This window comes from Glutamicibacter sp. FR1 (genome assembly GCF_047300825.1).
GTDB lineage: Bacteria > Actinomycetota > Actinomycetes > Actinomycetales > Micrococcaceae > Glutamicibacter > Glutamicibacter nicotianae.
This window is the reverse complement of record NZ_CP178602.1, coordinates 3,193,638-3,213,439: the sequence shown is the minus strand read 5'-3', so window position 1 is coordinate 3,213,439 and position 19,802 is coordinate 3,193,638. Positions and strand designations below refer to the sequence as shown.

19 protein-coding genes are annotated in these 19,802 nt (G+C 63.4%); 9 read left to right on the top strand and 10 right to left on the bottom strand.

What is annotated here, in order from left to right; all coding sequences use genetic code 11:
- Nucleotides 1–233 precede the first annotated feature (233 nt).
- A complete protein-coding gene (gene purU, locus ACLQ8T_RS15410) occupies nucleotides 234–1,106 on the top strand; it encodes a formyltetrahydrofolate deformylase (RefSeq protein WP_413455186.1) in 873 nt (290 codons plus the stop codon).
- A 152-nt stretch (nucleotides 1,107–1,258) separates the two neighbouring features.
- Here purU and ACLQ8T_RS15405 read toward each other — a convergent pair whose 3' ends face one another.
- Nucleotides 1,259–2,224, bottom strand: coding sequence for a YeiH family protein (locus ACLQ8T_RS15405; protein WP_413455185.1), 966 nt, complete (start codon nucleotides 2,222–2,224; stop codon nucleotides 1,259–1,261).
- Nucleotides 2,225–2,995: 771 nt separating this feature from the next.
- On the opposite strand from ACLQ8T_RS15405, the gene ACLQ8T_RS15400 reads away from it, so the two are divergent.
- Together ACLQ8T_RS15400 and ACLQ8T_RS15395 are read left to right on the top strand one after the other, a co-directional pair.
- Entirely contained in the window at nucleotides 2,996–4,219 is a 1,224-nt protein-coding gene (locus ACLQ8T_RS15400) for an amidohydrolase family protein (protein ID WP_038992959.1), read from the top strand.
- Between the two features lie 179 nt (nucleotides 4,220–4,398).
- On the top strand, nucleotides 4,399–4,593 hold the full coding sequence (locus ACLQ8T_RS15395; protein ID WP_413455184.1) for a hypothetical protein: 195 nt from the start codon (nucleotides 4,399–4,401) through the stop codon (nucleotides 4,591–4,593).
- 99 nt (nucleotides 4,594–4,692) lie between these two features.
- On the opposite strand, the gene ACLQ8T_RS15390 is transcribed toward ACLQ8T_RS15395, so the two are convergent.
- The 4 genes from ACLQ8T_RS15390 to ACLQ8T_RS15375 form a co-directional block, all read right to left on the bottom strand.
- Complete coding sequence (locus ACLQ8T_RS15390) at nucleotides 4,693–5,532, bottom strand: class II fructose-bisphosphate aldolase (protein ID WP_413455183.1); 840 nt, start codon at nucleotides 5,530–5,532, stop codon at nucleotides 4,693–4,695.
- 7 nt (nucleotides 5,533–5,539) lie between these two features.
- Nucleotides 5,540–6,913 (bottom strand): GntP family transporter, encoded by a 1,374-nt coding sequence (locus ACLQ8T_RS15385; protein ID WP_413455182.1) that lies wholly within the window; start codon nucleotides 6,911–6,913, stop codon nucleotides 5,540–5,542.
- A gap of 70 nt (nucleotides 6,914–6,983) precedes the next feature.
- A complete protein-coding gene (locus ACLQ8T_RS15380; RefSeq protein WP_038992963.1) occupies nucleotides 6,984–7,877 on the bottom strand; it encodes an NAD(P)-dependent oxidoreductase in 894 nt (297 codons plus the stop codon).
- Between the two features lie 28 nt (nucleotides 7,878–7,905).
- On the bottom strand, nucleotides 7,906–9,354 hold the full coding sequence (locus tag ACLQ8T_RS15375) for a four-carbon acid sugar kinase family protein (RefSeq protein ID WP_413455181.1): 1,449 nt from the start codon (nucleotides 9,352–9,354) through the stop codon (nucleotides 7,906–7,908).
- A 168-nt stretch (nucleotides 9,355–9,522) separates the two neighbouring features.
- On the opposite strand from ACLQ8T_RS15375, the gene ACLQ8T_RS15370 reads away from it, so the two are divergent.
- Entirely contained in the window at nucleotides 9,523–10,224 is a 702-nt protein-coding gene (locus ACLQ8T_RS15370; RefSeq protein WP_141356077.1) for a FadR/GntR family transcriptional regulator, read from the top strand.
- A gap of 42 nt (nucleotides 10,225–10,266) precedes the next feature.
- On the opposite strand, the gene ACLQ8T_RS15365 is transcribed toward ACLQ8T_RS15370, so the two are convergent.
- Nucleotides 10,267–11,184 carry an LLM class flavin-dependent oxidoreductase gene (locus ACLQ8T_RS15365; RefSeq protein WP_413455180.1) on the bottom strand — a complete coding sequence of 306 codons (918 nt, stop codon included), beginning with the start codon at nucleotides 11,182–11,184 and terminating at the stop codon, nucleotides 10,267–10,269.
- 279 nt (nucleotides 11,185–11,463) lie between these two features.
- On the opposite strand from ACLQ8T_RS15365, the gene ACLQ8T_RS15360 reads away from it, so the two are divergent.
- Nucleotides 11,464–11,940, top strand: a complete 477-nt coding sequence (locus ACLQ8T_RS15360; protein WP_066142461.1) for a hypothetical protein — start codon at nucleotides 11,464–11,466, stop codon at nucleotides 11,938–11,940.
- A 352-nt stretch (nucleotides 11,941–12,292) separates the two neighbouring features.
- The gene (locus ACLQ8T_RS15355; RefSeq protein ID WP_413455179.1) at nucleotides 12,293–12,775 is read left to right on the top strand and encodes a DUF3253 domain-containing protein; all 483 of its coding nucleotides are present in this window, start codon (nucleotides 12,293–12,295) and stop codon (nucleotides 12,773–12,775) included.
- A 639-nt stretch (nucleotides 12,776–13,414) separates the two neighbouring features.
- On the opposite strand, the gene ACLQ8T_RS15350 is transcribed toward ACLQ8T_RS15355, so the two are convergent.
- Both ACLQ8T_RS15350 and ACLQ8T_RS15345 read right to left on the bottom strand, forming a co-directional pair.
- The gene (locus ACLQ8T_RS15350; protein ID WP_413455178.1) at nucleotides 13,415–13,897 is read right to left on the bottom strand and encodes a hypothetical protein; all 483 of its coding nucleotides are present in this window, start codon (nucleotides 13,895–13,897) and stop codon (nucleotides 13,415–13,417) included.
- A gap of 134 nt (nucleotides 13,898–14,031) precedes the next feature.
- Nucleotides 14,032–14,511, bottom strand: coding sequence for a hypothetical protein (locus ACLQ8T_RS15345; RefSeq protein ID WP_413455177.1), 480 nt, complete (start codon nucleotides 14,509–14,511; stop codon nucleotides 14,032–14,034).
- Nucleotides 14,512–14,582: 71 nt separating this feature from the next.
- Here ACLQ8T_RS15345 and ACLQ8T_RS15340 point away from each other — a divergent pair, with 71 nt between their 5' ends.
- Together ACLQ8T_RS15340 and ACLQ8T_RS15335 are read left to right on the top strand one after the other, a co-directional pair.
- On the top strand, nucleotides 14,583–15,206 hold the full coding sequence (locus ACLQ8T_RS15340; protein ID WP_413455176.1) for a MarR family winged helix-turn-helix transcriptional regulator: 624 nt from the start codon (nucleotides 14,583–14,585) through the stop codon (nucleotides 15,204–15,206).
- A gap of 273 nt (nucleotides 15,207–15,479) precedes the next feature.
- On the top strand, nucleotides 15,480–15,779 hold the full coding sequence (locus ACLQ8T_RS15335; protein WP_413455175.1) for a hypothetical protein: 300 nt from the start codon (nucleotides 15,480–15,482) through the stop codon (nucleotides 15,777–15,779).
- 88 nt (nucleotides 15,780–15,867) lie between these two features.
- Here the strand turns inward: ACLQ8T_RS15335 and ACLQ8T_RS15330 are convergent, their stop codons facing one another.
- Nucleotides 15,868–16,128, bottom strand: coding sequence for a GlsB/YeaQ/YmgE family stress response membrane protein (locus ACLQ8T_RS15330; protein WP_413455174.1), 261 nt, complete (start codon nucleotides 16,126–16,128; stop codon nucleotides 15,868–15,870).
- 544 nt (nucleotides 16,129–16,672) lie between these two features.
- On the opposite strand from ACLQ8T_RS15330, the gene ACLQ8T_RS15325 reads away from it, so the two are divergent.
- Complete coding sequence (locus ACLQ8T_RS15325) at nucleotides 16,673–18,559, top strand: glycerophosphoryl diester phosphodiesterase membrane domain-containing protein (RefSeq protein WP_413455173.1); 1,887 nt, start codon at nucleotides 16,673–16,675, stop codon at nucleotides 18,557–18,559.
- A 10-nt stretch (nucleotides 18,560–18,569) separates the two neighbouring features.
- On the opposite strand, the gene ACLQ8T_RS15320 is transcribed toward ACLQ8T_RS15325, so the two are convergent.
- The gene (locus ACLQ8T_RS15320) at nucleotides 18,570–19,802 is read right to left on the bottom strand and encodes a glutaminase (protein WP_413455172.1); all 1,233 of its coding nucleotides are present in this window, start codon (nucleotides 19,800–19,802) and stop codon (nucleotides 18,570–18,572) included.

Here is a 19,802-nt window from a genome sequence, read left to right as displayed (position 1 = left end):
ATCAGCAACTGATATATCAGAGTCTGTCCGCGGATGCCGGGCATGCCGGCATCCGCTTTGAAGGGCAGTGCAAGGCGCGGATTATCGGCAGGTAAACCCCTGGCCCGGCGGCCCGGATTCCGCGGGGCAAAGCGGGCAAGCGGGCGCACTGCGCGACCGTATTCCTTTCATCTGAAAACCACACGAGTCATGGCGAAGCTATAGCCATCTCGGCGAAACCAAGGAGCGGCACGATGACCGAACCGAACAACAAATACGTCCTGACCCTCACCTGCGCCGAGCGCCCGGGCATCGTGCATGCGGTCACCGGTCTGCTGCTCAAGCACCACGGAGATATCCGGGAGCTGAAGCAGCATGATGACCAGCGTTCAGGAACGCTGTTCATGCGCATCGAGTTCGAAGTCGCCGAGTCGAAGGAAATTGCCGCGGAGATCTCGCAGCTCGAAGCAAGCCTCGGGCAGCTTGCCGAAGAGCACCAAGCTACCTGGGGGCCGCGCCCGGCAGGCCGTAAGAAGCGCGTGGTGGTGATGGTCTCCAAATTCGGCCACTGCCTGCACGACTTGCTGTTCCGCGCCCGGATGGGGGAGCTGCCGGTGCAGATCGCGGCAGTTGTCTCCAACCACCCCGATCACCGCCAGCAGCTCGAGTGGAACGGGATCCCGTTCTTCCATATTCCGGTCACCGCGCAGACGAAGCCCGAAGCCGGGTCCAAGCTGATGGACCTGGTGGAGCGCTTCGAGGTGGATCTGGTGGTCCTGGCCCGCTACATGCAGGTGCTCTCCGATGACCTCAGCCGCAAGCTCACCGGCCGGGCCATCAATATCCACCACTCGTTCCTGCCCTCCTTCAAGGGCGCCAAGCCTTACCATCAGGCGTTCGAGCGCGGCGTGAAGACCGTGGGCGCCACCGCGCACTACGTGAATTCGGAGCTGGACGAGGGGCCGATCATCACTCAGCGGGTCCAGGAAGTGGACCACAGCTTCGAGCCCGAGCATCTGGTGGCCGCGGGCCGCGATACCGAGTGCAAGGCGTTGTCCGACGCGGTGCGCTGGCACTGCGAGGACCGGGTCTTCCTCAGTGGCTCACGCACCGTCGTGCTGCGCTAGTTGCAGCAGTTCCAGACAGCCAGCCATGTTGCCATCGCTACGTGGCTGGCTTTCTGCGTCCCGGAGTTCCCGCGGACCCTTGCGGTGAAGTTTGATTCGTTTCCGCAATGCCGGTGCCGAGGCAGTCGTGGAGATTCGTGGAAATCTTGGCGTTACAGCGGACGGTAGAGCAGCGCGCCGACCACGGCGATGACCAGAATGACCAGCGTGGACAGCAAGGCCAGCACCAGCGAGCGGCCGCCTGAATTCACGATTGACTTCAGGTGCACGCCCAGGCCCAGTGCGAACATCGAGGCGGCCAGCAGCACGGTCTGCGCGGTCGAGGCCAGCTGCAGCAGCGTTTCGGGCAGGATGCCGGTGGTGCGGACCAGCATGGCTACCAGGAACAGCGCCACGAACAGCGGGATGACCGGTGGGCGCTTTCCGCCTTCGATGTTGTGCTTGCGGCTCATGTACAGCGACAGGCCCGCCATGATCGGGGCGAGCATGACCACGCGTGCCAACTTGACCGTCACGGCCACGCCCAGCGCGGTGGCGCCCACGGCGCCGCCGGCGGCGACCACCTGGGCCACCTCGTGGGTGGAAGCGCCGATCAGCACGCCGATGCTGGTTTCGCCCAGGCCCAACAGCGCGCCCAGCGCCGGGGTCAGCGGGATCATCAGGGTACCGAAGAGCACCACCAGGCCGATGGCCGTAGCCACCTGGTCCTGCTTGGCGCGGGTTGCGCCCTCGGCACCAGCCACGGCAGCAGCACCGCAAATGGAGAAGCCGGCGGCGATCAGCAGGCGCTGCGGCAGCTCAATGCCCATGCGTCCGCCGATCCACACGGTGGCCAGGAAGGTCACGCCCACGCAGAGCACCACGATGACCAGCACGCCCGGGCCCAAGGCCAGGATGGCGCCGAGCGAGAGCTGGAAGCCCAGCAGCACGATGCCTGCACGCAGTAGCGTCTTCGCGGAGAAGGTTACCCCTGGCTCGAAGACCGTGGGTACCGGCGCCAGATTGCGCCACAGCGCACCGAGCAGGATCGCGATCAGCAGTGCGCTCATCCCGGGGATGAGCTTCGCGGCGGCCAGCGCCACGCCGCCCATCACCAGGCACAGGAAGATGCCGGGCATGAATCCGCCTACACGCGTCGACAGTGACGGCTTGGGCTCGGCGGAAGTCGGGGTTTGGGTTCGCTGTGAATGTTCAGGGGCCATGCTTTTGACTCTTCCATGACTGGCCAGTGAGCAGTGAGGCCCTCTTGGCTATCACTGTCATATCACATTCATATGGCCCGAGGCTTGTCGTATGGGCATCCGGGCTTAGTGCACCGAGTCCCGTCGAATCGTTGCTGCGTAGTCGTCCAGAATGCGCAGGATGTGATCATGCTGCCAGACGCGCATTTTGCGCAATCCTGACTTCTCCTTCGCCGCGGGCGCCAGTGGTGCTTTGCTGAGCAGCGGACAGGAATCTCAATGCGGTCGTCGCTGTCGTTGTGCTTCATCGCTTCGTGCATCCTAGGTGATAGTTAACGACTCGCCTTACTATCACTTAGTCTTCTGCGGATGCAGGTACTGGTACTTCGCGGGCGAAATTGGGCCAATGCGCTGGAGTGCCGAAGTGGAGTTGATGCAATGGATGAAGAGGGCCCCTAGAGCAAAGTCTGAGCGGAGGGATTGACGTTGATGAGGCCGTTCAGGCGGTCGCCGTCGTGGCACTAGAAAACAGCCGGGGCGCGGATTGCTAGCGGCGGATCGAGTCCCCCGGAACTGATTGGCGGCGGCGAGGGCCATGAGCCCGGAAGAGCACTGGCGGTCGAGGCTCTGCCCAGGGACGCTGGCGGGCAGCCCGGCGTGCTGTACCCTCGTACGAGAACTCGGTAATCGGGCAAAGGACTTCATTTCATGCTCATCAGCAATGCCCGCCCTTGGGGCGGAGCGCCCAGCGACATCCTCATCGAGGGCGCCAAGATCACCTCGATCGCCGCCCATGATCCGCAGCGGATCCCGGAACCAACTGATGTGGATGGCAGGGGCCGCATCCTGATCCCGTCCTTCTCGGACGTGCACGTGCATCTGGACTCCACGCGCATCGGCCTGCCCTTCCGCGAGCACACCGGCCGGCCCGGTGTGTGGGGAATGATGAGCAACGACCGCGAAAACTGGCGGGATGCCGAAATTCCGCTGCCCGAGCGCGTTGCCGGAACCCTGGAACGGATGATCGCCCGCGGCACCACCCGGGTGCGTTCCTTCGCCCAGGTGGATGTGGATTCCAAGCTGGAGAAATACGAGGCAGTGGTGGCCGCGAAGGAGAAGTTCTCCAACGAGGCCGAAGTGCAGATCATCATCTTCCCCCAGGCCGGGATTCTGCGCGAACCGTGCACCGAAAAGTATCTGGAGGATGCACTGAAAGCCGGTGCGGATGCCATGGGCGGCATCGACCCCTGTGCACTGGACCGCGACCCGGTCCGCCACCTCGATACGGTGTTCGGGCTGGCCGAGAAGTACCAGGTGGATATCGACGTGCACCTGCATGAACCCGGCGCGCTCGCCGTGTTCTCCACGGAGCTGATTGCCGAGCGCACCCGGGCACTGGGGATGCAGGGCAGGGTCAACCTGTCCCATGCCTACGAGCTGGGCGGCGTCAGCGAGGCCACCAGCCGCCGGCTGATCGAGACCTTCGCCGAGCTGGATATCTCGCTGACCTCGGTGGCGCCAAGCACCTCCAGCCATTTGCCGCTGGTGGACCTGGTTGCGGCAGGGGTGCGTTTCGGTCTGGGCGAGGACGGGCAACGCGATTACTGGAGCCCCTACGGGAACTGCGACCTGCTGGAGCGGACCTGGCAGCTGGCGTTCGTCAATGGGTTCCGCAAGGACGAGCTGATCGAGCACGCGCTCGCCGTGGCCACCATGGGCGGCGCTTCGATCATGGACCGTGAGGTGCCGCGCTTGGCTTCGGTGGCCGACCGCCCGGGACTGGCTGCGGGAGACCGGGCCGAGTTGGTGCTGGTGGACGGCGAAACGATTTCCTCCACCGTGATGGACCGCGGCACCGACCGCACCGTCATCCACGACGGTCGCGTGGTGGCCGACGGGTTGAAGGTGCTGTCGGTTGAGACTGCCTATTAGCTACTGAGGAGTTTCCCTGCGGTCCGCGCATAATCCGGACCCTACTCTTCTCTAACCGAGCAGGGAAATGGGAACTGACAGGTGCTCGTTCAGAACCAGAGCCAGCTAGGAGCCGGGTCGCAGGGTATGGCCTAATATGCCAATTATCTGTAGCTTGGAAGGATCAGGAGGAGCTCATCATGCAAATTCGAAATGTTGTTCTGACCGAGCGCCGGAAGCAAGAACATGAGATCAGGCTTGCAGTCCTGCGCGAGCCCGTCCTTGCCGGCGCCGTGGATATCGACGCTGGCCGATGTGCCAAACTCGAGCACACTGACATCGATGATTTCGTGATGGCCTTGAGCCAGGAAGCGCGGCGCGAAGCGAAGCGATAGCAGTGTCCCCGGCCGTTGGCTCTGCCGCAGCCGGATACGCCGAAGGCCGCGGCGCCGGAACAAGGGAGTTCCTTCGCCGCGGCCTTCAATGGCAGCAATCTATTTGGCTCTCAAGGAGATGAAGGTCGCCGAGGCGACCTCGGTGACCGCTTGCTCCCAGTCGCCCATCAAGCCCAGCACATTCTGTCCGTCGGCGCGGCGGGCTTCCACCTGCCCGGCCAGTGCGGCCAGCGTCGCAGTGCGCAACTCGGTGTTCAAGTTGACCTTGCCCACTCCGAAGGAAATGGAACGCGAGAGGTCCGCAGGCGCGATGCCCGATGCTCCATGCAGTACCAGCGGAACCGCTGATTCGGCGTGGATGGCTTCCAGCACGTCCCAGTGGATTTTCGGTTCGCCCTTGTATCTGCCGTGGACGTTGCCGATGGCCACTGCCAGCAGCTGCGCGCCGCTGTCCTGGACGAAGCGGGCCACCTGGGCCGGATCGGTCAGCTGCGAGGCCGACTGCTCGAAGGCCTTGTCCTCGTTGCCAGGCAGGGCGCCTAGCTCGGCTTCCAGCACCACCTGCGGGCCGATCAGTGAACGCACCTGCTGGACGAAGGCGATGTTCTCCTCCAGCGTCCCGGCCGAACCGTCGGCCAGCACCGCGGTGGCGCCGGCCTGCACGGCGCGGGCAATCAGTTGCGCGTCGCTGGCATGATCCAGTTGGACCGCTACCGGCACGGCTGCCTGCTCGCCCAAGGTGCGCAGGGCCGAGATCAGCCGCAGTCCCGCGGTGCTTCCGGCGGTCTTCGGCGCGACATTCAGGATGACCGCGCGGCCCTGCTTTTCGGCTTCGGCGACCACTGCCAGTGCGGTGGTGAAGTCGTAGCAGGTGAACGCGGGGACGGCCTGTCCGGAGGCAATGGCCTCGGCGACCATCTGGTTCATGGGGGTGAGCATCGGGAAATTACACTCCTGCAGCGGTGATAATGGCGTAGGTGATGGCGGTGAGCGCGAATCCTGCCACGCCCAGCACTGTGGTCAGCACGGTCCAGGTGCGCAGGCCGTCGGCCACGGACAGGCCCAGGAAGCGGGTGACAATCCAGAAGCCCGAGTCGTTCACGTGGCTCAGGCCGAAGGCGCCGAAGCCCACGGAGGCCAGGATCAGCGCGGTCTGCACGGTGGAGTAGCCGCCGGCTTCCACGGCTGCGGCCAGCAGGCCGGTGGTGGTGATGATCGCGACGGTGGCGGATCCCTGCGAGGCGCGCAGGATCGCGGCCAGGACGAAGGCCATGACGATGATCGGCAGCCCGGCCTCGGCCAGGGATTCGGCCAGCACGGTGCCGATGCCCGATTCGGTGAGCACCTTGCCGAACACGCCGCCGGCGCCGGTCACCAGGATCACGATGGCCGCCGGGGCCAGCGCCGAGTCCATGACCTTGCCGGTCTGCTCGCTGCTCCAGCCGCTGCGAACGCCCAGCAGGTAGTAGGACACCAGTACGGTTACCAGCAACGCGACGGATGGCGAGCCGATGAAGCCCAGGAAGTTCGCCGCGGTGGATTCTGCGGGCACCAGGGAGCCGCCCACGGTGCCGAGCATGATCATCACGATCGGCAGCAGGATCATGGAAATAACCATGGAGGAGGTCGGGGCCTTGGTCTTGGTGGCCACTGCACCGTCATCGCCCTCAGCGGTGCCGAAGGATTCGAACTGCTCGGCGGTTTCGGCCAGCATCGGGATCTCGCGGCGGTTGATCCGCTTGGCCGCGAAGTAGCTCAGCACGCCCAGCGGGGCACAGAAAGCCAAGCCCAGGATGGTGGCCCAGCCGATGTCGGCGCCGAGGATCTCGGCACCGCCGACCACGCCTGGATGAGGCGGAACCACCACGTGGATGGCCAGCATGATCGCGCCGACCGGCAGGCCGATCTTCACCGGGGAGACGCCCAATGCCTTGGCGAAGCCGTAGATGATCGGCACCAGCACGATGAAGCCCACGTCGAAGAAGACCGGGATGGCCAGCAGGAAGGCAGCGGTGGTCAGCGCAGCGATCACCCGGCGTGGGCCGAAGAGCGCGGTGAAGCGGGTGGAGAGCACCTGGGCTCCGCCGGAGATCTCGATGACCTTGCCGAGCATGGCGCCCAAGCCCACCAGGACGGCGACGCTGCCCAGCGTGCCGCCCATGCCTGTGGTGACCAAACCGGCCACTTCCTGGATCGGGATGCCGGCGGCCAAGGCCACGAGGATGCTGACCAGCAGCAGGACGATGAAGGCGGGCATCTTGAATTTGATGACGCCGAGCAGCAGCAGGGCCACTCCGGCCACCGCAATCAGTAAGAGCATTAGCGGGCTCATGGGTTGTGTCGTCTCCTTTGACGCAGTGCGCGGGTGTCGAACCCGCGCGCTGATGACTTTACTGGGCAGCCTTCGGGGCCACTACCTTGATGACTGCTGAATCGTCGGCGGCGGCCAGCTCGTGGGCTTCGCCCAGCAGGTAGAGCTGCTCGGCCGCGGAGGCCACCGGGGTGGACAGGTGCAGGGAACGGGCCGCGCTGGTCACGATGCCCATGTCCTTCACGAAGATGTCCAGACGCGAGAGCACCTCGGCGCCGTCCTCGCTGTAGGCTTCGAGCATGCGCGGGCCGCGGTTGCCGAGCATGAAGGAATTCGCGGCGCCGGCCTGCAGCGCTTCGAGGGTGGTGGCCTGGTCAAGGCCGAGCTTGCCGGCCAGGGCCAGGGCCTCGGCGGCGGCTGCGATGTGCACGCCGCACAGCAGCTGGTTCACAGTCTTCAGCGCCTGGCCATCGCCCGGCTTGTCGCCCACGATGCTCAGGGTGGAAGCCAGCAGGTCCAGCACGTTGCGGACCTTGGCCAGTTCCGCCGGCTCGGCGCCGACCACGATCAGCAGGTCGCCTTCGCCGGCGCGCACCGGGCCGCCGGACAGCGGCGCATCCACCAGGCCGACGCCCAGTTCGGCCAGGCGCTTGGCGGTGGCAGGTACCGCGTCCAAGCCAACGGTGGAGGTCAGGATGACCACCGCGCCGGCCTTCAGCTGCCCGGCCACGCCCTGCTCGCCGAAGAGCACGGCGTCCAGCTGCTCGCCATTGCGCACGGCCAGCAGCAGCGCATCGGCGCCGGTGACCGCTTCGCGGGCGGAAGCAAAGGTGGCGATGCCCGCGTTGCTGGCCAGTTCCATGCGTTCAGCCGAGATGTCGAATCCGTTGACCTGAAGCTCGGTGGCCAAGCGGGTGGCCATGGGCAGGCCCATGGCGCCCAGGCCGAGGACTGCAACTGTAGTGGTGCTCATTGAAATCTCCAAGGAGTAGTAAAGATGGTTAGAAAGTGACGCTCAGCTTGGCGGTGACGGCAGTCAGCGAACTGTCATCGCCCACATTGCCGGCGAAGACGATGTAGGGGATGCCGGCTGCAGGCCCGTCCACCGATTCCCAGAGCGAGACAATGCCCGGGAGCATCGGTCCGCGCACGATCGCATGGCGGATTTCCAGGCCATGCGCGGCGACATCCGAAGAAGTGATCCCGCCCTTGGCGATGACGAAACGCGGGGGAGTAGCGTGCAGGATCTGGTTGACCACCGAAACCACCGCGGCGCTCACGGTGCGGGCGATGTCCAGCGATTGCGCCGCGTCGTCGGTTTTCACCAGCTTGCGCGAGGTGTGCACAATGACATCCTGGGTGGCCAAGGCGGCACCGATCTGCTCGGCCTTGCCTGCCAAGTAGGCCTCGGCCCCTTCGGCGAGGATGGCCGGGACATCCAGCTCGATGACCGTGGCATTCGAATGCTGGCCGGTCAGGTCGGCCAGCTGGCGGGTGGTCACGCCCACGTGCGAGCCCACGACGATCAGCCCGCCGGCGGTGCGCTGCTCGGCACCGTTCTCGGCATAGATCTCGTCTGCGGTGAGCGGCTGGCGCTTTTCCTGCCCGATGCGGGCGCGCATGAATGGCGGGCCCACGCGGTACAGCACGCGGGTTCCGGACGCTTCGGCCTGCTGCAGACCTTCGGCCAAGGCCAGCAAGTCGTTTTCGGTGACGATATCCGCGGTGGCCACCTGGGCGTTGGATGCTTCGGCCAATCGGCCGGCGATGGCTGCGGCGCCGGAGCGGATGGTATCCAAGTCCAGGATCATCACGTCTTCGGGCGCGATGCGCCCGCCGGTCTTCTTGGCGACGTAGTCAGGCAGGTAGCTGGTGCTGAAGCCGAAGGTGGCATCCTTGGCGAATTCAGTCTCGCTGACCTTGGCGACCTGGCCGTCGGTGGTGCGCATGTAATGCTCGCCGGCAACGGTGATACGCCCGGCTTCGCCGAAGGCGGGAACCATCAGCACTGCATCTACCGAGGAAGACGGATCAACGGACGCCGTGGTGGCCGCCAAGGTGTCGGTTTCCAGCGGGAAATGCCCGCGCAGGGTGGAATCGCTGCGGCTGACGAAGGATACCGAGAGGCCGGCTTCTGCAGCTGCCTGCAGGGCTGCCCGGGCTACCTGCTCATTGCGCAGTGCGGCATCGGCGGCATCCAGGGAACGCGTGTTAGTCAGCACGTAGACGGCCAATGGGCGTTCGCCATCCAGTTGCAGGTCGAAAGCCCAGCGGAAATCCTCGACGTCCCAACGAGTGAGCACCGGCAGGTTGCTCACGGACTGGGTTCCGGTCGGGTCGTCATCCAGGACCACCAGCACGCTGCCGGTGGAACGCGCCGTCTCGGCAATCTTCGCGGGCGCGATTTCGCGCTCCGGGAGATATCCGGCGAGCAACTCGGACTCAAGCATGGTCAAGGACTCCTTCGTCATTGGGCACCACATCTGCATCATAGGTAAGATGTCAGACATCTGTCATGACGAATAGTTTTACACGGATCGTGGTCTGCTGCAACTGCCTGCGGGACATAGACTAGACAGGTCTTTGGCGGGATGAGCAGTCCCGGGGATGGAGGAATCGTGGCCCGGAAGTCACTGGTCGTAGAGGTAGCGGACAGCGTGTTGGACCGCATAGTCAGCGGTGAACTGCCGGTTGACGAGTTGATTCCTGGCGAGCTGGAACTCTGCGAAACCTTGGACGTCAGCCGGATGACGGTCCGCGAGGCGATCAAGACGCTGGCGGCGCAGAACATCATCCGCGTCGAGCGAGGCCGTGGAACGTTTGTGAATCCGATCAATATGTGGAATTCACTGGAGGCTGTCGTTCGTGCCACGACCGCCGGCGTGGGTGCCGCCGCGGCCGCTGTGCAGCTGATCGAGTTGCGCCGGATGCTGGAGACCGGCGCCTGCGAACTGGCTGCCTCACGGATCACCGAAGGGCAGCTGGCAACGATGGGCGAACTGCTTGATGCCATGCGTGCTGCCCATGCATCTGCGGATTTGGATGGGTTTGTCGAAGCCGACTTGGAATTCCATGATGTGATCCTGCGGGCTTCCGGCAATGTTTTCGTTTCGGCGCTCTATGAGCCGCTGGGCCGCGTCCTTTCTTCACGCAGGCGCGAAACCAGCGCCTTCGAGCAGATCCAGAAGCATGCAATAGCGGAACATGAGCAGATCCTTGCCGCGCTTCGGCAGGGCGACAGCACACAAGCCCGCCAATCCATGGACAGCCACATGCAGCAAACGCTCGATGATCTGAACACTTACGTGCTCAAGCAGTAAGCGAGCCAGCGCATTGGAGTTGGCGAGGTGCACCCCTGAGAGCTAGGCGTTAAAGCACTCTGCGAGCAGGTGATAGGACTGCAGCCGGTCTGCCGGGTCGCTGACCAGGGTGTTGAGCATCAGTTCATCGGCACCGTGGGACTGCGCCAATGCCAGCAGCTCATCGCGGACCTTCTCAGGAGTGCCCACGATCAGCGCATGGCTGCGTTCCGTAGCCCTGGCACGTTCTTGCGCGCTCCACTCGTAGTTCGCTGCCGTTGCGGTCGAGGGGATTGGTCCATCGTGTCCGAGATCCTTGCGCACACGCCACAGCAAGAGCGCGTTGGCCAAGGCTTGGGCCTTCTCCTCGGTGTCAGCGGTGGCGAAGCGAACCGCCAGCACGGTATGGGCGGCGTGCCCGGAGTTGGCCGCGGCCTCGCGGTAGGCGCGGGTGGCAGGCTCGCCACCGGCAGGCCGCAGGAAGTGGCCGTGCACGTAGCCAGCGCCGAGCGTTCCGGGCAGGGGAGCGGTGGAACCGCCCGCGCCCAGCACCCAGACCCGGCCTGCCGGCTCAGTGTCCGAGGCTTCGTGGACTGCATCGAGGTCTTGCACGAGCGCGGCGATCTTCTGCGCGTAATACGGGTCGGATAGCGCAGCGCGGCCCACGCCGACATCCACCCGGTCCGGGTGCACAGCGGCCAGCAGGCCCATGGCTTCGATGACCTTCTGCGCCTGGTAATAGGGCAAGAGGATGGCTCCGGTGCCAACCCGGATGCGTGAGGTACGTTCCAACGCCAGTGCGGTCATCATTTCAGGGGCGGCGCTGGCGAAGGACTTGGAATGGTGGTGTTCGGCAAACCAGATGCGATGGTAGCCCAGTGCTTCGGCATCCTGCGCCAATTGCAGGGCGCTGGACAAGGCATCTCTCACGGTAGTGGCATGCTCGGTGAGCGGAACCTGATCAAGGATGGAAAGTCTCATGACGGCAGCCCTGCTATGCGATTATCAGGGGCAAACTGCAGCTGCATCATCAAGTCCTTTCAATGGCGGGGATCCGTGGGCGAGTTTACCCGCTTGTGCAGAGCCGCAGGACATCCAAGACGCGGAGCCCGAGAGGTGCTGGCGATGCAAGTCTCCACCCAGAGGCGGACGCCAACGAGCAGAGATCATTCTCGGCGTTGAGGACAGCAGGTGCGTACAAAACTAGTGTTGATCAGTAGATAGAGCATTACCCGCTTCAACCTCGGAAAAAGGAAAACCATGCACGGCACTTCCCGTTCGGCAATCAATCGCACTTCGACTTGGCTGGCAGCCAGTTCCGCGGCACTCGTCCTCGGCATGGGACTGACCGGCTGCGGTGCCGTTGATGATTGGGACAAAGCGACTGCGGATGCCTGGGCAGTGACCTACCAGGTGACCGTGAGCGGGGAAAACGCTGATGCGCTGAGCGATGTGTCCTACCTCGATTCGCCCAGCCGCGGCGAAGACTCTGCCGAGGTGACCGAGGACTCGGTGGCCACCACCAGCGACGCCGGCAAGAAGGACGGATCAAGCTGGACCGCCGAAAGCGTCATCACCGCAGAAAAAGACGCGGCCATTGCGGCCACGCCTGCCGAAGGCAGCACTGCTACCTGCCGGATCCTGCTCGACGGGGTGAAGGAAATTGCGGCGCAGACCGGCAAGCCCGGAGAACGCGTGGAATGCGCGGTCACGACCCCTGCTTTCGGCGAAAAATAGAGCCCGGCATCAGCCAAACCGAGGATCGGATCGGGTGCCGGAAGCATCTGGTGAGTAATTGGACTGCTTCGAAACTAAGCGAGCACCCCCAGATGCCGGTGGCGTCACGGAGCCCAGCTGGCAATAGTCACGAAGATGAAAAGCCGAAGTCCTGCAGTTATCACATGGCTGGCACCCTGCTGCAGTCAGCGAATGCAATGGCTCTTCGTCAAGTTAATTTCGACGATTTACAGAAAGCAAATTCTTTAGTAGTTGACTCATTCGCCATAGGACGCCATCAGCGCGACGGTGCGTTTCGGAAGTCGGTCCTTGAATGGAGATGGGGTATAAGATGTCACCTTCAGAGAAGCCAGTGCAAACCACCACCGATGGGCGCTACCTGATAATCAAGGGGCGGCGGTGGAGAGCCAGTGATCCCTCGATCCCTGCGAGACTGCGCCAAGAGCTGGTCAACGAGCTGATGTTAGCCCGCCGGGCCGTCAAGCAAGGCGAAGACGGAGCGAGAAAGCGTGTGAATGATGCCAAGCTCGCACTTGGCGAACGTGGACAGCCGTGGTGGGAGGATCCGGACTCGGATTCAATGGGAGAGCGAATTCGCGCGACCATTCGCACCTTGCTGAGCCATAGAGTAGACACGTCAATCTGCCCGAGCGATGTTGCACGCATAGTGGGTGGGCCGGACGAAGGGTGGCGCAAGTACATGGGCCAAGTGCGCCAGATTGCGGCGGCATTGGCCACGCAAGGTGAAGTCGTCGCAACACAAAATGGCGAGCCCGTGGAAGCTGACGGTGCCAAAGGCCCAATTCGGATTAGTCGCCGACGCCCAGACGAATAAAATAGCCCGATCTCTGGGGGGAAAACCGATGATATGCCGGTGCCAAGCTTTCATGCCCGATGCAGAGGGAGTGCTTCGGGTAAGAAACCGACCCTCCAGATGTCGTGCTCGGCAACCATGGGCCGGCTCTGGCTACTGAAGGTATCGAAAGCAATCCTGGAGCCCCTCGAAGAGGCAGTAGATCTCGTCATGCCGGTCAATATCGAGCACGACTCGGTAGGGGATAAATTTTTCGCTGAGCTCATCCAATTCATCCTGAAATGCCCAACTGCCGACGTTGCGATGAAAGTCGGCAGTTGATTGAAGCGGATGCTGCGTCCCAGGCAGTTTTCCGCGCTGATGGTGAGCTTTTCCTAACGCCTTTCACGAGAAGACGTCATTGAGAGGGGACTGGCAGGCAGAAGAGTCCGGTTCGAAGGCTACGAAGGGGGAGCGTCCTCGCTTCATGGGTGATGCCAACACGGTTTCGGGGCCTGTTTCTGGCCGCTGAGTTGTGACGGGTCCTGATATCCGCAAACCTGGATAAAGGACCGAGGCCAACAACTAGCCCCAGACGGCGCCCGGTTCTGGCTCGCCAGCCGTTCCACGGGGTATTGGCTGGCTGGCCAGGGGAATGAGCCAGAACCGGGGTTAAGGTGTTTACCTGCTAGTGCCCGCCGCGACGCGCTCGGCTCCAGATTGGTGTGCTGGCATCGGGTATCGAGCCGATGAGGTGGTTCGCGACTGCATCGCGGGGCAGGCCGGGATCTTGTGGGCGACGGCAGTGTTCTTCCAGAATTTCACGCGGAACTCAGCAATGAGCTCGGTTGCCAGGCGTTCGAAGAACTCTCCCATGGTGAGTCGATCAGCGCAGGCCTTGGTGACTTTCAGTGCTGCTTGGGGGACGGTGACATGCATCATGTGCAGTTCCTCGGTCTGCGGATCGAGCATGGCCACCAGCACTGCGCGGCCAGGGATCGATGCCATTCCCATGGCATCGTTGAGCGTTTCGTCCGGCTGGGTCATGACGATCGGCATTCCCTGCGCCCAGCCGTAGTCGGACAGGTGGGCTTTGCCTTCACGGGTGGCGAGAAAATCAGCGACTCTGACTGCGGTTCGGGTTCGTACGATTCGACCTGGCATTTTAGATACTTCCCTTTCTTGCACTGCTCATGAAAATAGCGATGTTGACGTAAGGCTCCGCGGCGGGATGCGCTTTGGAAAGGTTCTTTCGTTTTGGTGCTGCCGCTCTTAGCGGGCGGCGGGTGCTGCAGGTCCTAGGCCATGCTCAAATCTGCAGGGGATGCATCTGATTGACTTCCCGAACTGGCGGGTTCGAGACCTAACCCGGGGGTGGGGGTCTGCTTCGGTGCGGCGAAAGGCTGATCGAGCCAATGCGCGGGGAGTTCGGCCTCGGGTGCGTGCTCTGGTGCTGCGAGAAGGCTCTCCTTGCCCGCGACGGCGAACTGCAGATTCTTCACCTCGAAGCGGACACCGAGCGCTGTTTCCATCTGCGGCAGGAGGGTGTCGTTGACGTACTGCATCAACTCGGACACCTGGTCTTCGCTTTTTGCCGTGCATGCCAAGTTGATGACCAGCTGCTCTGGGGAGCCGGTAATGGTGCATATTGCTGAATGCACGGTATCCCGGCTCTGGCACTGTTCAGAGGCGAAGGTGGCGATCTTCTGGATTCGCGTGCTCCACGCGTTGCCTTGCTGCGGGGAGGTTTCTACGGGAACTGCTAAGGATTTTTTCATCTTTCACTCCGGTACTGATAGCTGTTTCGTAGTAGAATATCTTTAGACAGGCTAACTATTAGCTAGGTTACATGAATTTTTCGGTATTAGGCAAGCTGGACCTCGCGGAAAGGCATTGGAAGCCCCGGGTGTTGCAGGCATGGCGTTCGTATCCGGTGGAAGGAGTTCTTCTCATGAGCAGCTATCAAGCCAGCGGGTATTGGTATGGCGAGGGCGGTTCGGTGCCCGAGGCAGTGGATTTGCTGAATCTGATGCGCAGGTACCGTGAGGCCGAGCGCAGGATGCGAGCTGCGACCCGCGGTTCGATGGGGATGAACGAGACCGATATGTCCGCGCTGCGATTCCTGCTCGCCGCGCACCGCAAAGGGGTGACTCCCCGCCAGCGCGATTTTGCTGAGGAACTGGGGATTTCCAATGCTTCGGTGTCGGTATTGATCGACCGGTTATGCCGCGATGGGTATGCCGAGCGTGTCGTGCATCCTGCGGATCGACGGTCTGTGGGAATTGTGCCCACGGATTACAGCGATACGGAAGTTCGTGGAACGCTGCATCGGATGCATGAGCAGATGATGGATGCCGTGGGTACGCTCTCCGAGGCCGAGCGGGTTGCGGCAGCCAAGTTCCTGGAGGCTATGATCCGCAGTGTCGAGATCGATGACGAGCCAAGCCGGCCTTCTGTGGCAGGGGCGCGGTGAGGGAGAGTGCCCTGCTTTCGCGGTAGGCGCAAGGCGCAGGGCATGTGATTCGCCCATGGTGCGCAGCGTGGCTGCCGGCTTGACTGCCAGCTTTGCCGCGGGGCGGTCCTGGCTGGTCGGCTAGGGCATTTATCGGGCGAGTGTCAAATGTGCGAAAGAGCCCATTTCCGGGTTTCTGGGGAAAAGCTTATGGCTACTGCCATGGATAACCCAGGGCCGTAGGGTAGGGGCAGCAAAATTATTTAGCCGGTCTAACAAGTTAGGATGATGCAAATGAGACGAAAGCACCTTGACGTCAGTGTCAGCCATGACGAGTTCGAAGATCTGAATAACGCTCTGGAGGACCATCGAGATGGTTTCAAGAGGATGGCCGAAGAGGCGGCCAATGGCTTCGGCTTGGAACCGGAATACTGGGAAGGGCGAGCTGCGGAAGTCGAGGGTCTGCGCGAGACGATTCACGAGCACAGTACTGACGAGCTCGAACAGGGCGAGTCTTCCACCAAAAAAGCGGACACTGGCCCCGAGGTCGATTCGGCTCGGGATCGGGACTTCGAGTCTGATTCTCGTCAATGAACATCCGGCGCAGGCATGCCAGATGCGCTTCCTCGCACGGTAACGGTCCACCGCGATTCCGTGGTGGACCGTTGCTCTGCAGGTGCAGTTAGGCACGCTTTCGCGTGAGCACGCCCCAAATGACCAGTACGATCAACGAACCGCCGATGGCCAGAAGCCAACTGGACAGGGACCAGAACTGATCCACTCCTTCACCGAAGACGGCTGAGCCGATCCAGCCACCTACGACCGCGCCGACGATGCCCAGCAGTAAAGTAGCGAGCCATCCGCCGCCCTGCTCTCCGGGTTTGATGGCCTTGGCAATAGCACCGGCTATCAGTCCCAGAACGATCCAACCTAAAGTACCCATGAGCTCTCCTCCATTATTTTGTATCGGGTCTTGTTCGTCGTCGGCGACACTCGCCCCTTGTCCCGTAAGTTACCCGCAAGTAAGAGCCACTGGCTGATTGCTGGAAGATTCTTGATGGCTGAGGGAATGCGAAAGGGGCGTAAACGCCATTGCGTACTACCACGTTCAGAGGGTGGGAGACAAAAGTCCTCACGCTGCAAAAAGAGCAACATGACCCGGCTGCCGGGCTAGTAGGACGCTATCTGGCTTTCTCGGAAAAGAAAGCACTCTGAGAGCCTAAGAATGATTGACCGGGGATATTGATTAATATCTTATTGATATATCAGTAATCTGTTTCACACAGGAGGGAAGATCGAGCTGGTGGTCAATGGTTTTGCGGAAGATTACGCGCAGGTGGTGCCAGCAAGGGAGGCGGCTCCCGCAGGCAGGGTGGCCTGGCCGTTCAGCTTTCATCCAGCAGGCGCACGGCGAACGGAAGATGGCGGCGATAGAATTGCAAGCAGCCGCCGAGGCGTTCCCGGCGGGCGGAAAGGCAAATCAAGCAGTGGCCCCCAGGATTCCATCGAGCAAGCACAGTGCGAACTTTCCTGCCGCTGCGCTGCCCTCGGGCCGCGGGCTGCCCTTCCTGAAGCAGATCCTCAGATTCCTGCTGCGCGTGCTGAAGCTCAGCCATGTGCGGGTGCTCCGCTACCTTGCGGTCATCACCGCCCTGCAGGCGGCCAATGGCTTGCTGGTCATCCCCGCGATCAAGTACCTTTTCGGGCTGGCGCTGGAAAGCAGCAACCTGGGCAACGTCACCGACCGCACCTACACCGCGCTGCTGGCCCACCCGGTCTCGGTGCTGCTCCTGCTGGCCATTGCGGTGCTGGCTCTGGGTGCGGTGAGCGTGCAGTTCGTGGCGCTGATCGTGATGGTCAACCGCCAGCAATCCGGGCAGACTCCCAATCTGCGGGCCGTGTGCCGCGAAACCGCCTCCTGCCTGCGCCGGATGCTGTCCTATCCCTCGCCGCTGATGATGGCGTACTTCTTCCTCGCCCTGCCCCTGGGTGGTCTGGGCCTGTCGTCCGTGCTGATCCAGGGCGTGGGCATCCCGCCGTTCATCACCCGCGAATACCTCAAGGCGCCGCTGAGCACCGGCCTCTATCTGCTGATGATCGGCGCGATCATCTATGCCAACCTCCGTCTGGTGCTCACCTTGCCGCTGCTGGCCGTCGGACCGAAGAAGCCGCTGGCCGCCCTCGGCGCCAGCCTGAAAGCCACCCGCGGCAACAGCCTGCGCCACCTGCTGCTGATCGGGATCCCGCTGGGTGCCAGCGCCCTATGCGCCTCGCTGCTGGTCGAGGTGCTGGTATGGATCTCGGATCTGGCCACCCGCCTGCTTGGCGAGCAGGACTCGGCGCTGGTCGCGACCTTGTGCATCGGCGTGGGCCACACGCTGGGCTTCCTGCTGATCGGGGCGGCGACCGTGGTGGCGATCCAGGTCGTGGTGGCCCTGTGCCGCGAGCATCTGGAGCTGCCGGTCACCCTGCAGGAACGCTCGCAACGGCATCGCCGCGCGCAATCTCTCGTGCTGAAGGCCGCGGCCGGATCCGCGGCTGCCGCACTGGCGCTTTCGGGCAGCCTGGCCGCATCCCCGGCCCTGGGGCAGACCGCAACCGGAGCCGGGGAAGCGAAGATCCTGGCCCACCGCGGCTACTCGGCCGGCGGGGTGGAGAACACGCTGGCCGCCCTGGACGCCGCTGCGGCGCATCAGGCCGATATCGCCGAGGCGGATTTCCAGGAAACCGCAGACGGGCATTTCGTCGCCAGCCATGACACCAACCTGCTGGTGGTGGCAGGGGTGAACCAGAACATCCATGAGATGACCCTGGCCGAAGTCCGGAAGGTCACGGTCCGCGAAGGCGACTTCACCGGCCGCATCCCCACCATGCAGGAATACCTGAAGCGCGCCGAGCTGCTGGGCATCCAGGTGCTCGTGGAACTGAAAGTCACCGGCCATGAATCCAAGGACTATCTCACGCGCTTCCTGGCGCAGGCCGATGCCGCCGGAACAGCCACGGAGAACATCTACCATTCGCTGAACCCCCGTGCGGTCAAGGAAATCAAGCAGCGGCGCCCCGAGCTGCGGGTCGGGCTGACCGTGGCCATGAGCATGGGCGGGCTGCCGAAAACGAAGGCCGACTTCTACACGCTGGAGCAGGCATCCTTCACCCCCGAGTTCCTGGCCCAGGCCCATGCGCTGGACCGCGAGGTGCATGTCTGGACGGTCAACGACGAGTCGAGCATCCGCGAGCTGCTGGGCGCCGGCGTGGACGGCATCGTCACCGACAACGTCGAGCTGGCCATCCGCGACCGCTACCTGGTGGCCAACCATCCGGCCGCGGACTACAGCGTCGGTTCCACGCTGGCCTACCTGGACATCTTCCGCTAGCCTCGGCTGCTCAGGGCGTCTCCGGATAGGTGCCGTCACCCAGATCCGGATCCGCCAGGGACTGCAGCGGATCATGCAAGATCACCCGGCGCCCCTCATTGCGCAGCCGGCGCAGCCCCTCCAGCGTCATCCGCCGGGCCACGTCGGTGAAGGAGAACACCCGGGAGATATCCAGGTGCGCCGGCCCGTCGAAATCCGATGCGGCGAACAGGTCGAGCAGCTCGGCCGCGGCGGTGAACTGCACATTGCCCTGCAAGGTGAACGTCTCGCGGGTGCCCCCGCGCCGCACATCGACGACGTCGAGCCGTCCATGGCTCGGAGCCAGCAGATGCATGCCCATATCCGTGGAGAGCCTTTCGAAGGCCCGCCGCGATCGCTGGCTGTTGCCGTGCGGATCCAGCCGCGGCGAGAACGCGCCGATGCCCACCTGGTCCGGCAGCACGCCCACCAGCCCGCCGGCCACCCCGCTCTTGGCAGGGATCCCGACCCGGGTCAGCCAGTCGCCGGCCCCGTCATACATGCCGGCCACCGCCATCACCGACATGACCTGCCGGGCGGTGGCCTCGTCCATGATCCGCTCGTGCGTGCACGGCTGCACGCCGCCGTTGGCCAGGGTGGCTGCCATCGCCGACAGGTCGGCCACCGTGACCAGAATGGAGCACTGCAGGGTGTAGCCGGCCACCACCTCATGCGGGTCATCGGCAATGATCCCGTGCTTGCGCAGCATATGGGCCATGGACAGGTTGTGGTCGGCGGTGCCCAGCTCCGAAGCGAAAACCGACTCGTCGATGCGCAGCTGGCGTCCGGCCAGTGCCGAGAACAGCTGAAGGGCCCGGTCGACCCGTTGCTCGCCGGTGGCGTCGGCGCCGACCAGCAGCCCGTGGGCGGCGATGGCCCCGGCATTGATCATCGGGTTCTTCGGCCGGTTGGTCCCGGCTTCCAGCGACAGCTCGTTGAACGCCTCGCCCGAGGGTTCCACCCCGATGTGCTCCAGCACCTGCTCCAGGCCGCGGTCCATGATCGCCGCCGCGTAGGCGAAAGGCTTGGAAATGGACTGGATGGTGAACTCGATGCCTGCATCCCCGGCCGTGTAGGTGCTGCCCATGGCGGTGGTCACGGCCAAGGAGAAATAGTCGGGATTGGCTTCGGCCAGCTCGGGAATGTAGCCGGCGCGCTGCCCGGAGGTGTCATCGCGCAGCGCATCGAGCACTTCGTGGAGGTAATCGGGAATCGGATTCTTCAT